11 protein-coding genes and 1 pseudogene are annotated in these 12,127 nt (G+C 59.0%); 8 read left to right on the plus strand and 4 right to left on the minus strand.

From position 1 onward, the window contains the following. Positions 1-2: 2 nt before the first annotated feature. The 3 genes from RAD10_RS22575 (at position 3) to RAD10_RS22585 (ending at position 3,171) form a co-directional block, all read left to right on the plus strand. The gene (locus RAD10_RS22575) at positions 3-260 is read left to right on the plus strand and encodes a hypothetical protein (protein ID WP_270163401.1); all 258 of its coding nucleotides are present in this window, start codon (positions 3-5) and stop codon (positions 258-260) included. 410 nt (positions 261-670) lie between these two features. After that, positions 671-1,909 carry a hypothetical protein gene (locus RAD10_RS22580; RefSeq protein ID WP_461619290.1) on the plus strand — a complete coding sequence of 413 codons (1,239 nt, stop codon included), beginning with the start codon at positions 671-673 and terminating at the stop codon, positions 1,907-1,909. Between the two features lie 14 nt (positions 1,910-1,923). Beyond that, positions 1,924-3,171 (plus strand): phospholipase effector Tle1 domain-containing protein, encoded by a 1,248-nt coding sequence (locus tag RAD10_RS22585; protein WP_461619291.1) that lies wholly within the window; start codon positions 1,924-1,926, stop codon positions 3,169-3,171. Positions 3,172-3,459: 288 nt separating this feature from the next. Here RAD10_RS22585 and RAD10_RS22590 read toward each other — a convergent pair whose 3' ends face one another. The 3 genes from RAD10_RS22590 to RAD10_RS22600 form a co-directional block, all read right to left on the minus strand. Next, positions 3,460-3,666 carry a cold-shock protein gene (locus RAD10_RS22590; protein ID WP_270163397.1) on the minus strand — a complete coding sequence of 69 codons (207 nt, stop codon included), beginning with the start codon at positions 3,664-3,666 and terminating at the stop codon, positions 3,460-3,462. 125 nt (positions 3,667-3,791) lie between these two features. Further along, entirely contained in the window at positions 3,792-4,199 is a 408-nt protein-coding gene (locus RAD10_RS22595; protein WP_270163396.1) for a hypothetical protein, read from the minus strand. Positions 4,200-4,539: 340 nt separating this feature from the next. Further along, positions 4,540-4,932 carry an avidin/streptavidin family protein gene (locus RAD10_RS22600; RefSeq protein WP_270163395.1) on the minus strand — a complete coding sequence of 131 codons (393 nt, stop codon included), beginning with the start codon at positions 4,930-4,932 and terminating at the stop codon, positions 4,540-4,542. Between the two features lie 1,104 nt (positions 4,933-6,036). Between RAD10_RS22600 and RAD10_RS22605 the strand changes: the two are divergent. Both RAD10_RS22605 and RAD10_RS22610 read left to right on the plus strand, forming a co-directional pair. Next, a pseudogene (locus tag RAD10_RS22605) lies at positions 6,037-6,291 on the plus strand ((2Fe-2S)-binding protein); the annotation flags it as partial. Between the two features lie 1,501 nt (positions 6,292-7,792). After that, the gene (locus tag RAD10_RS22610; RefSeq protein WP_461619292.1) at positions 7,793-8,527 is read left to right on the plus strand and encodes a hypothetical protein; all 735 of its coding nucleotides are present in this window, start codon (positions 7,793-7,795) and stop codon (positions 8,525-8,527) included. A gap of 747 nt (positions 8,528-9,274) precedes the next feature. Here the strand turns inward: RAD10_RS22610 and RAD10_RS22615 are convergent. After that, complete coding sequence (locus RAD10_RS22615) at positions 9,275-9,580, minus strand: hypothetical protein (RefSeq protein WP_270163393.1); 306 nt, start codon at positions 9,578-9,580, stop codon at positions 9,275-9,277. 1,001 nt (positions 9,581-10,581) lie between these two features. On the opposite strand from RAD10_RS22615, the gene RAD10_RS22620 reads away from it, so the two are divergent. Genes RAD10_RS22620 through RAD10_RS22630 form a run of 3 tightly spaced genes read left to right on the plus strand, consistent with a single transcriptional unit; the run spans position 10,582 to position 11,590 of the window. Then, positions 10,582-10,791, plus strand: a complete 210-nt coding sequence (locus RAD10_RS22620) for a hypothetical protein (protein WP_461619293.1) — start codon at positions 10,582-10,584, stop codon at positions 10,789-10,791. Between the two features lie 42 nt (positions 10,792-10,833). Beyond that, a complete protein-coding gene (locus RAD10_RS22625) occupies positions 10,834-11,448 on the plus strand; it encodes a hypothetical protein (RefSeq protein WP_461619294.1) in 615 nt (204 codons plus the stop codon). Beyond that, positions 11,441-11,590, plus strand: a complete 150-nt coding sequence (locus tag RAD10_RS22630) for a DUF3223 domain-containing protein (RefSeq protein ID WP_375848268.1) — start codon at positions 11,441-11,443, stop codon at positions 11,588-11,590. Before RAD10_RS22625 ends, RAD10_RS22630 begins: the two co-directional genes overlap by 8 nt. The last annotated feature ends 537 nt before the right edge of the window (positions 11,591-12,127 follow it).

A 12,127-nucleotide genomic window follows, 5' to 3' on the forward strand; every position in this document is an offset into this window, starting at 1 on the left:
GGATGCAGTTTTTCGGCGTCTTCGTGCCGGTCTCCGCTGGCATTCGTATCAAAATTGCGATGCAAAACATTGATCCGGACCATGGGGTAATGCCAGATGCCGAGCCGGCACTCTCTCGTGCGGTCGGCACGCTTATTGGCAGCAATGACGAGGTCGTTGCAGCCTTGAATTCCATGCCGCCCCTAACCGTTTCGGCTGGCATGAGCTGGGTTTGCGCCACATCGGCTGCTGCGACGCGCGCCGGCGGATGTGCGATTTGATTAATCTACGATTGCACCGAGTTCGAACCTAAGGGCGTTGGGTTGCCCGTTCGATCCTTCGCTTTACTGGGGGAGAAAGCAGGCAAACGGTACAGGTTGGCTTGCGAGGTTGAAACAACCGTTGGTAAATGACCGCCGGCTTGCTTACACGGCGGTGAAAACATATGGCTCGATCCTGCATCATTGCTCTTGGTGCCATAGCCCTCATAACATTGCTTCCATCTTCGGGGCCGAGAGCGCAGCAGCAAATTCGGCCGGCGCAAGTTGACGGCCAGAACCCGGCCGTACCGCAATCGACATCCCCTGAGCCGCGACCGGACCCTTCGACTCAAAAGTTCACGGCGCCTTCGACGGACGCTAGCTCTCCTGCGAGCGTTCAGACCAGGCCGAGCGATCCTCAGAAGCAATGTGTGAAACCGGGTGAGTTCATCATAGAGCTGCGATCGGGTCGAAATCCGGTGGGCGCGCCTATCGTGTTGGCCACGAATTTGTTGCCAACGAACCAGCGCGTCGACGTCGGCGTGCGTGCACCGTTCGTCGATGGCGTCCGTTATTTCGCTGGCATCGACTACGGGGACGAAACCTATCTTTTCAAACGGCAGGATGTGGTCACGCACCGTGCGACGGACTCGGATTCACTGGTGAAGAAGCATTTGCTGGATCCCGACCAGACCATCGTCACGTTGAACATGGGTGACGATCTGGCTTGGTTCTGGAGCAGGGTCGATCTCTATCTTTACACCTGCAACAGCCCGGTCGGTCAGTCTCCTTGGCGCGTCTCGTCCGTAAGTGTCCGCCTTAGTCCCTATTGGTTCAGCATTGGTGCCGCCCTTGTCGGCGTACTGGTTCTCTACCTCTGGATAGCGTTCGCGCTCCGCAAGAAGGATCACACCTTTGGATCCTTCCTGCGCGCGTTGAACCCCGCCCAGGTCTCGGCGGGGTCGGACGGAAAGGGAAGCTTGTCGACGTTCCAAACACTGGCCTTCTCCCTGGCTGTTGCCGCTCTGATCTCGCTGCTGCTGCTTCAGACGGGAACGTTGGTCGATCTCTCCGGATCGATCCTGACGCTCCTGGGTATCAGCGGCATCGGCGCCACGATCGCCAAGGGAACGGATAGCCAACGCAACACGCTGTCGGCGGACAACCGGGCATGGCTGCTTCGACGTAACTGGCTTCCGATGGCCAAGACGATCGTCGAACCGTCAAACGCGAGCTGGCGTGACTTTTTCTCCACGGACGGCGTCTTCGACGTATATCGCTACCAGAGCTTCATTTTCGGGCTGGTCGTGATCGGAGGCTTGATCGCGGCAGGCGTGAATCAGCTTTCCACATTCGTTGTCCCAGACACGATCCTGGGAATCGTAGGACTTAGCCAAGTCGTCTACATCGGCGGCAAGCTGGTGACACCAACCAACATCTCCGATCTTAATGCCGCAATCGCGGGGCTGCGTTCCGATGAACAAAAACTGAAGGCGGCCGCCGCGGCGGCCAAGCAGGGCCAGGTGGCGAGCCTGGCGGAAGCGATCCCTCTCATCGGACAAAGTACCTACGACGCGTACCGTCAGAAGGCCAGGGACGTCGCGGCAATCTTCACGGACGCGACCGGCATTGTCGTTGCCGACGCATCGCTCGAGCCTGTCGTGATGTAATAAGGGAGACGGACATGGCTAAAAATATCCTGGTGTTCGCAGACGGCACAGGTAACGAGGGCGGTCTCCTGCCGGACGAGAGCCGGACGAATGTCTACAAGCTCTATCGGGCAACGCGGACTGGGCCAGAATCAATTATTGACCCGAAGAAGCAGCTGGCTCTCTACGTCCCCGGCATTGGCACGCCAATGCCCAGACACGACAATGGTTGGGACCGGATAAAAGAGGCGGTCCAACAGATGTTTGGGTTCGGCACCACGAAGAAAATAATCGATTGCTACGTTGCGATCATCGGCGTCTGGGAACCGGAAGACCGCATCTACCTGTTCGGTTTCAGCCGTGGTGCCTACACGGCCAGGTGTCTTGCGCACGTGCTCGAGCTGTGCGGCATTCCGACAAAGGAGCGCAATGGCGAGCCGATCAGCCTCGATCCGACGTCGTTGAGAAAGGTCGCCAAAGAGGCCGTCTCTTGCATCTATTGGCTTGGCATGCCCAGGGACGCCGCACAGGCGGAAAAAAGAGCGGAGCAGTTTTGCGATGGGTACCATTCGCAGGTCGGGCGAGCCGCAGGGGCTTCCGCCTACTTCATCGGGATTTGGGATGCCGTCGCTGCAATCGGCTGGCAACGTTTCTTCCCTGACTGGGCTTACGATCGCCATTTCCCGTCAGACATCCAATATGCGCGTCATCTGCAATCAATCGATGAAGGCCGAAAGGATTTCAAGCGGGTACCCTGGGGAGGGAGCGGGACGGTCAAATGGCCGGATAGGAAGGGCGAACCGGAGCAATTCGACCAGATCTGGTTCGCCGGCAATCATTCGGACGTCGGCGGAAGCTATCCCGAGAACGAATCCCGTCTCTCGGATATCACGCTGGCCTGGATGGTGGAATTCATCACAGAGAAGATTCCGGATGCAGGCCGCGTCATGGTCGACATGGACCTGCTAAGACTATATCCGTCAGCCGACGGTATGATGCATGACGAGTGCATGGTGGGTATGGGCGGCACGGCGTTCAAGTGGGCAAAGGCGGTTCGAGAGGTGCCCGACACGGCGCAACTTCATTCCACCGTCTACGAGCGGCTGGCGATGAAGTCGGTGCGCAACTTCACGAGCTTCGCACCCTACAGACCTGTCGCGTTGCAGAACCATCTCAAAGCGAAAACGTATTACGAAGCCACAGGCAGCAGAGGCGACGACACGGCCGCATCCAGGCCCGGGGATGCGCCAGGTTCTCCGGAGAGTGGTGCTATTTCGACTTGATTGGACCGCACCGCTGCCCCCCATTCCGATGGCAATCGGTTACGTACGATGGTCGGCTTGGAGGCCTTCTTCACTCCGAAGAGCCACAAAGGCATTGCGGAGTTTCTGAAGGAGGTCGCTGTCACGGAGCGGCAGGCAAGGCTCGCCAGGACGCGCGCATCCCGACCGACTGCGTTCCGGGGGCTTGCAGCAACGCGACCGCCCCCGGCCGGACTCGTCCCGGTCAATCGGCTGATTGAGCAACTTAAGAAGTCAGCGGATGTAGCAGGTGTGCATGAAGCGCCGAGTTCACCCAATACGCAGGTTTTCTGCGGACATCTTGCCCGAGCTGCCTGTCTTGAGTTCGAAGCTGATCCGGGCCCCTTCAGCGAGCCCGGTGTAGCCGGCCTTCTCGACCGCCCTGACGTGCACGAATACGTCCGATCCGCCATCATCGGGCTTGATAAAACCGTAGCCCTTCGTCGCGTTGAACCACTTTACAATACCAGTCGCCACTACAATATCTCCAAATCAAACGACCGCGATCTACCTATTCTTTCCAGAAGGATCAAGACCATACTCGATTGCCCGCGCGCCATCTGCCGCCGCACAAATAAAGTGCCAATCGCTTGGCAGAAGGGTTAGGCCGACCGACCTTCGCGCTCCATCGGCTGCCTGCGGCGGCAATGCCTGCGACGACCATTGCGACGTTGCGGCGCCGGGGAAAGCACTGGAAGCTTACTTGCAACAAGCTTCTCACTCTCTTCTTCGCGCGCTCGCTCCTGAGTGGCCAGTATGGCCGCCTGTTCCAGCGAATCAAGAAAGGCCCGGCCCTCTTCCATAATGATCCAATGGCCGGATTCCCGCGCAACCAGCTTCTGTCTGAAAATATCGAGGTCTGGCACCCGCTCTGCCAATCGCTTCATACGAGCCGTCCATTCCGGACCACTGGTGTAGAACACCGCTAGGTAATCCTTCAGGACAGCAAGACTGGCTCGGCCCTCCGGTTGGCCGGCGAGAATCTTAAGGACCGAGAGCTGAAAACTCACATTCGTCAACCAAACGCCGCAACACGAACGCCGCATATATAGTCATGGCACCTGCCGACCTGCGCCTGGCTTCAAAACAAAACCCGAAAAGTCATTCTAATCCACGGATCGTCCGGCAGTTTGGACGCAAGTTAAGACTGTCCTTTCGAATCTGGGGAGATGCCTTTCAACGCTATTCCCGGGCCGTTGCGGCAGGACATGCGGGCTCTCAAACATCCAAGGTGACTGTTCCTGGACGGCCAGTGTTTTGCAGAACGGAGGCTGCACGTCTCAAAGAGACGCAGGCCAAAATTCGCGAGAGCGAGCTTCCAAGGTCGTGACGTTGCAAGAAGACCCAAAATTACCATACGCGCGTGAAGATATCCGCGCCCTTCAACTTGGCAGGCTTGCCGTTCTTATCAACGTAGAACAGCGTCCATGACGATGGCATTTGAGACCCGTTAGTTTTTCCAACCCATCGGGTGAAGGAATTGCACTGGGCAAAAGTAACAACAAAATACAAGCCGGTTGGACTAACAGCTCCCGATGCAGGATAAGGGATGCCCTGGCACGCAAATCCTTGAGCATGGTTTGTGAAAGTCCCTTGTATTGTCCCGCTATTGGCGGACCAAATAAACAGTTCTGAACCCCGTTCATTCTTCCAGTATGAGGGAGCAGGAAGCCCCTGGGCCATGGCCTCGGCGGAAAGAAAGAAGAACTGAGCGAACAGCAAAAGCCCCAGTAATCTCTTCATATTGATGCCCCCAAAACAGTCCGGTCAAAGTTCGCAACCTAGGTCAGGCAGTTTGGTACATCTCCAGGCTCCGTTCGCTGCTCTTATTTCGCGTTCGGCAATGAAATGCAGCACTTATGGGCGAAATCGCGCTGAATCGCGGCGAAGTCTGAGAGCGTCAAGCCCGCGCCGCCTGCAATCCCCGCATCGGCTCGCCCGGGCGGCCGAGCGCCGAGCCGATGCTCGGCTATTTTGATGTGAGGCCGACTGCGCGGATCCAGGGGAGTTCGCGCCTATGGCCCAACTTCAAGACACCGTTGCCGCCCGGCGGGCGAAGCCATCGCCGAAGCGCGTCCTGCCTATTATCGAGCGGCTACAGCGCTTGTTTCCGTGAAACCCGGACAGGCAATCGCTATACACGCCTACCTACCCGGTTCACGAAGCCCATGAACTCGCGCGGGACAGTCAGTTCGGCGTTTACTTCCCGTGATGCATCTCACTCTATCAGCAGCAAGCGATTCCTGCGGCTCATGACAGGCATCCGGGGGCATCCGCCTGCGCTGCGCTCCGGCGGAAACGGGCTCTAGGCGCTTCGCGCCCCGAGCCGCCTCCGGCGTCTCGGCCCTTCGGGTGACGATCGCCGTGCCCGTGCCATCGCGCATTTCTCTTTGGAGGGGATCTGCTGGCACTCAAGGTGGCGTTTGCGCTCCGCGTGATCGGGTACGCGGAGATCGCACGCGGTTCGCCTCGCGGCCCAATGCGGACGCTGCGACGAACTTCTATCGCGCTTGGATCGCCAGCTGTTTGATGGATTTCGATCAACGCGGAACGGGATTGCAACCAGCGGCTTCGCTATCACTGAAGCTTGCGATTTCGATCTTCGGAAGAACTGAAGACGAGAAGGGGAGGGCGAACGACAGGCACGGAATTACGTGCGGGGCCGATAAATATCCAAGCGTCCAGTCCCGCTCCTTATTGAACCCGATTGATTGCTGCCGACAGCTGCGAGACTGCCCGTCTTGGAGCTCGGGAGTGCTGTGCGCGTCTGCCCGGGCGTGCTGCTGCCCCAATCGTCTATCGCTTGGCTCGCAAACGGCAAGGCTGAAGAGCTGGAGGACGTCGGAAATGCGTATTGAGCTTACGATAAATAAGAGATCCTGCACTGTCGACGTGCCGCCCGAGACGCCACTGCTGTGGGTCCTTCGCGATGTGATTGGTCTGACGGGTACGAAATACGGGTGCGGAATTGCCCAGTGCGGTGCCTGCACGGTGCATATCGGCAGTGACGCGGTTCGGTCGTGCATTACGGCCGTAGGTGACGTTGCCAAACCAGTCACCACAATCGAAGGCTTGGATGCGGACGGCAATCATCCCGTTCAGGTCGTCCTGAAGTCAGATCATTTTCTGCTCGCTCAACCTTAGACGCATCCAGCGGCTCCCTTGCCTTCCGCTCTCTGAAACAGTCCGGCTCGTGAAATGCGTTCGTCTTCCCATAGTAGACGCACTGCAATATTAGTGAACGCGACTCGCGCCGGACTGACGCTTATATTCCGCGTTTCGATGGCTTTTTCGGACGAATTTCATCATTGCTCGTAGAATGATAGCGCCGCTGCAGCGATTAACAAATATATCCATGCACTCGCCCCGTTGGCTCGGTGGTGAAGTAAGTGGAGGTAAGGTGCGCGGGCTTCGCGCCGAAGCCGCTCGCCTCGCGAAGCTTGGCTAGATTGCACGGAGAAATTGAGTTGCAGAAACGTGGGTCCGCGAACTGCGGCGCATGAGAAACACGAATGGATGGCACCTCATCGTCGCAAGCGTTTACGCCTACGGCGTCGAGATCAATCCACGAGCTGTTGCAACTATCCAGCGGTTGCCCCAACGCACGATAGAATCGATTCGCCCGATGCCGGGGATCACGTCCCCCCGTGCTGCCATTCGAATCCCATCGGGCCCTTCGAGCACCGCCGTTCCGCCGCGAACGTCAAGGACTGCCCACCCCCCAATAGTTGTTGGTCTTGTCTCCGGGACCGACAGGAGCGGCCCCGCAGGCTCGAGCGAGCCGGTCACAGACATGTCCGCCTCCAAAACCGAAGAAGCTGGATTCGAAGCTTCCGCCGATTGCGCCCCACCCGACGCTTTGGCCAGAGGCTTCGGAGCAAGGCTCGCGCTGACTGTGGAGGGCTGACCTAAACCGGGCGGTGTTCGCGAGCTTGCTGCTGATGCTATCTTTCGGGCGCTTTCGGCCTTACCGCCTGACTTTGTGTCCGGCATGCGGCGCGAAGCCGGTTCTATCCGAGCATTTGGATTGAGAGCCGGGATGGTTGCAGGAGCATACCAGGCACCAGCCCATCCCAATCCAAAACCTCCAGCCAATGCGACCGCGACGAGCCAAATAGTGGATTTTGAATGACCGCTTGGCGCCAATAGCGCCAGGACCTCATCTCGATTGGAGGGCGAGAAATCCGATCGACCGAGCGTGACGGGCCACGTCGCGACCTCGCCACTACCCTGATCCGCGACCGTCTCGATTACTTCCAAGGTATTGGCATGGTGCAATTGCATGCTCGGGTCCCTTGTGGTCCCCAATGATCATGCCGGGAACTAAACCAACCCTTAACGACCGATGCACCTCAGCACGAATAGGACAGCAGTTGATCGCGCAGAAAGCCCAAGGAGTGATGTCCGGCGGCCGCCGCGACTCGACCACATGACGGTCGGGCTGTGTTTTGCAACCGTGAGCGGCTGGACCGGATTTGCATTCGGACCCGTGGCTCACGCCAGGAGCACAATGAATCCATGGCCCCGCCAGATTTGAGCCGCATGGCCGCCTATGTCGGTACGAAGGGTCATGCCGGGCGGGGCGCAACACCGGGAGTTTTCGATGTCCGGTTATTTGCGAATGTGCTTCGTCAGTTTGGTTCTTGTTGAAACTCTTTCGACGGGCCCTGCGTCTTCCAATCCTCTTGCGGATATCTTCAATACTGCAGCACCCCAGCCTACGGTGACCTCTCCGCCACAAGCGGAATGCTTGGGACGCCCCGGCAACTCGACCCCCGATAGTCAGCATTGGGTCTACCGAATGGACGGGCACCACAAATGCTGGTTCCTGACCGAGGGTATGGCGAAGGTGAAGAAGACCGTTCGTCCGCGCGCGGCGAAAGATAACACCGCCAGTCTGGACGAGAACGGAACCACGCGGCCCAGGCAGAGCGGGGTCGTTGATGCGCGCGCGGAGTTGCTGCGCTCTGCACCGGCCGAGCCGTCTCAGCCGCCTTACCCCGAAGTCAAGGTAGCTGATGCTACCTCCGATCTCGATACGGGCACCACTCCGATGTCGGCGGCCCCCATCGCTGGGCACGACCGCTGGCCCACGCACTCCGTGCCGAGCCAAGTCGATGTTGAGCAACCTCTCGCGGCCGCGCCGGCCAACGATGTGGTGACTTCGTCCGAACCTCCGACTATCCCGATCGGCGTGCTTGTGCTCACTGCAGAGGCTCGTAACGAGGCGCGGAGCCGGACGGCAGCTTGGCTTGGCGTATTACTGATGATGCTAGGGATGATCTTCATCTTAAGCTCGAGCCGCTCGCTTCGGCACCCGATGAGATTGCGCCACTGAAGCGTACTCCCCAGGTTTACCTGATCCGTCGTCGCGCGGTCGATGAGGTCTAGCGCGCTGGTATAGCCGAATTGCCACACGTACAAAGGTTCCGCGGGCATTCATTGAGTTTGACGCCGCCTTTAGACGGACGTTTGATCACGATGATGGTCCCCCTTTGGGATGGGACTGCATCATGCACTACAAAGTGTTCGTGGGGGACAGCAGCCGGCACGTGATTTGCGCCGCAACTCGACTGCATTGACGAGCAGGCGGCGAGACGTCGAGCCGAACAAATGTCTGGCGAGCACGACCTTGAGCTTTGGGAAGGTGATCGCCTCATTGCTGTATTTCGAGGTGAAACGTCGAACGAACAATCGAGGCGACCGCTCCGTCCTACATAAACGGCCGGTCTCACCGCCGGGTAGTTCGAACATTAGCCATGCCGGTCTAATGCCGACAAGTCGCGTCGAAGCTCAATGAGCTAAAGCCGCAGCCGCCAGATGCTCCCGGTACTCTGCCTCTGCGGGCAGTTTCCAATGCTGCTTACTAGGGTCTTGTTGCGCGTTTAAGCGCATCTTCCCACCATGGCGCCCGTGTCCAGGAGCGTGCGGAAGGCAACGCATTCATGCGCAGCTCGGAAGCAAGCGTCCCAATGTCGGAATCCGAACCGACCGAGCGCGAGCACTCTTCTCTAATTGGTGGTTGCTGAGAACCGAACCATATTGGCGATCAGCCCGGCGCAGAGGCCCGGCTTGTTCGTCGCGCTCAGTGCTGCGTCCCGTTCAATTCTCTCAGTAAGGCATGTAGGAAGTCGCTGGCATGATCGTATTCGACGCGGCCATCGGCAACCGCGCGAGCGCGCGGACATAGGACATTGCCAACAGTCTCGGGATCGAGTGTGTTGACGCGCTCAGACCACAGCTCAAGTAGACCGTCAGGTATGTCGTCGCTGGATCTGAACAGCTTCGTGAGGCAATGCTCGCCGTCGTGCCTCTGATCGTGGTGCGCTTTGGCAGCATAAAAGGCGAACAGACCGCGGAATGCTTCGCGGGAAACAGCGATCCTGGCCATTACTTCCCCCAAATCATTGAAGTGTCGCTACATTCTAGCAATCTAAGAAAGTAACCTAAAATAACACAAGGCCGGCTCGGGAAAAATATGAAAGTGAGTCAGCAAAGTTGCCGCAAGGTGGTAGCTCGCCCATTCGCGTAGATGGAAAGTCGGAGTTAGCGGGGCACTTCCCTTTCTGGGACGGCGCTTGAGAAACTCCGTCATCCCCGCTGATAGCGTGCCTCTAGGAGTGAGTGAGCTCTGAAGCGAGATCGCTGGTGCAATCCGGTGCTGGTATGGCTCGGTACGTGTCCTTTCGATAGACGACCTCGGCCTCCGAAAATCCCGCGTCCGCTTCCCGCTGTGGCAGCGCCCCTTCGCGCGGCATGGGCGGAGTTAGCGATGAGTATAGCGCAGGGGGTGGCGCGGCATAGGCGTCGGGCGCTTGCGGGGTTGGCCGCTGACCTGTGCCTAGGCGCCTTTTTTCCGCCCAGCACGAGTTTCAGTTGGCTACCCGCTGCGATCTTGACCGGCGTTTCCGACTCGAATGCGAACGGACGCTCGCCCCACTCGTACTCACTCGGGCTTGGGGATCCGGCCCTTGCCGGCGCATTTCGTGCAGCGACCCGGATAGATCTTGCGGCCGGGCTCCGGCTCTCGGACGGGCAACGATCCCGAGCCGTCGCAGGCGTCGCATTTGATTTCGGCGCGGCTGCCCTTGACCATGCCTCGGCGGATTGCGGAGAAGATCGAGGCTGCTAACGCCGTTCGGGTGGGCGCTAGGGCGCGCGCCTCCGGATACCGGCGGTTTGCTCCTGGCATCGTACCGCCCGGCGGGCTCGAGCAGCCGTTTCCTCGTGAAGGGTCCGCCCGCTCCGGCAGATCGCGCGCACGCTGCGCGAAGCCCTGTAAAACTCTTCCACGACGCCACCCCGCAACATCACTGAAAGCTCGATTTCAGTACGACGACGAACGCGCGTCAAATCGGAAGCCGCACGTCTGCTCTTTTGCTGGGCGACTATTTGAGCGACTCACAGATCCATTCGGTGGCGCTGGCGTTGAGAATGGCGACGATCCAGCAGTTTAATGTCGGCGCGCCCATCATCGCGCTGGATGACATCGTCACCTCCTACGATGCCGATCATCGGCGCACTATCGCCGGGCTCATCGGGACAATGTTCGGTGGCAGCCAAATCCTGATTACCACGACGAGCGGTTTTTCAACTATTTGAAGGACCAGCTCGAGGCGAAGGCGTGGCACTTCACTCGGATCATTGGCCTCGATCCAGCCTACGGGCCGCGTTTTCGCTGACGACAAAGTGAGCGACGAGATGATCGAGGCGCGTTGGGCTGCGGGCCAGTCGGCGGCCAACGAGATGCGCCAAGCCGAGGAGGAATGGCTTCCCGGCATCTGTCGGGATTTCGTGGTCAGCGTGCGGATCCGGTCGCTGGAGAGGCCCTATTCTTTCGAACGCAGCGAGTTGGCCTCGACGCTTGCCGGCCTGCTCAAGGATGCCAAGCTCGCGCCTGCGCTGGTGCCCGGCGTCAACAATCGCTTCCTCGACAGCTTGGTGAAGGGCGTGATCGAGAATTTTGGCAGCCGCTTCCAGGACGGACCTTATGGCGACGGCTCGATAGGCGACGAGAAGGCGCGCTGGGAAGAGTTCAAGACTTTCCGCAGCCAGTTCGCCTGCAAGAAGTGCAGCCGGACGAAGTTCCAGCGGCCCTTTACTCTCAAAAAGCCGGTATGCGCGGATGATAGTTGCGAGGCGCAGTTCGAGTTTGCGGTAGGGGGGCTGAATGGCAGGGCGTTCAAAACCCGTCGAGCTGGCGACGCGCAGCTTCGAAAAGCAAAGCGACGCCACGGCTTTCTTCAAGGCCATGCTTAACCGCTACCGGCGCGGTGAGCGGGTGAGTGACGCGGATGGCCTCGACGTTGCGGCCCTTCTCGAGCGCGACACTGAATATGTCGCCAAGGTGGGCTGTGGCGTAAGCCATTTCCAAGTCATGATGACCGAGCATGGGACGTAATGCTTCCGGATCATCCGCACGGATGGCAGCGCCACGGATTTCTCCTATCCACACTGCATCTCCCAGAGACCGCCCAGCCGTAAGCAGGCGGTCGCCCAAGCGCTTCGACGTACGGTGCGCTTCGATCTTTACAAGGCCCGCGATAATTTCTTCGCTACCCACAGCGGTTCTGACGGCTTGGTTTCCTGTGCCGTTACGGGCGAACGTATCGCACGGAACGAAGCGCAGATGGATCACCGTCCTCCAGATCGCGACCCTTAAAAGGTCTCCGCTGAGGGCACCAAGGCCTCTATCGCTGTGGCGCAGATTGCTCCGACCCCCGGAATGGTCATTAAACGTGAAGCGACCTCGTCCCGTCTGGCGCGCATGCGTAGTCCTTTCTCCAGTTCTGCTATTTGCTCCGACAGGGCCTCCACATGCTTCAAGAGATTCTGGCAAAGGGTCCGGGCAGACGTCATATCCTGTCCGGCCCCATAGCAGCCAACACAATGGGGTGCTTTCCGTGCCGCTCTCGGAAAGCACCGCTCGGAGCGGAAC

This window comes from Bradyrhizobium sp. 23AC, assembly GCF_054863025.1.

Bases quoted from the DNA above. Each gene is read 5' to 3' on its own strand.
- RAD10_RS22610 (WP_461619292.1), top strand. From the start codon at position 7,793: ATGTCCGGTTATTTGCGAATGTGCTTCGTCAGTTTGGTTCTTGTTGAA.
- RAD10_RS22575 (WP_270163401.1), top strand. From the start codon at position 3: ATGCAGTTTTTCGGCGTCTTCGTGCCGGTCTCCGCTGGCATTCGTATC.
- RAD10_RS22615 (WP_270163393.1), bottom strand. From the start codon at position 9,580: ATGGCCAGGATCGCTGTTTCCCGCGAAGCATTCCGCGGTCTGTTCGCC.
- RAD10_RS22600 (WP_270163395.1), bottom strand. From the start codon at position 4,932: ATGAAGAGATTACTGGGGCTTTTGCTGTTCGCTCAGTTCTTCTTTCTT.
- RAD10_RS22630 (WP_375848268.1), top strand. From the start codon at position 11,441: ATGCTTAACCGCTACCGGCGCGGTGAGCGGGTGAGTGACGCGGATGGC.
- RAD10_RS22585 (WP_461619291.1), top strand. From the start codon at position 1,924: ATGGCTAAAAATATCCTGGTGTTCGCAGACGGCACAGGTAACGAGGGC.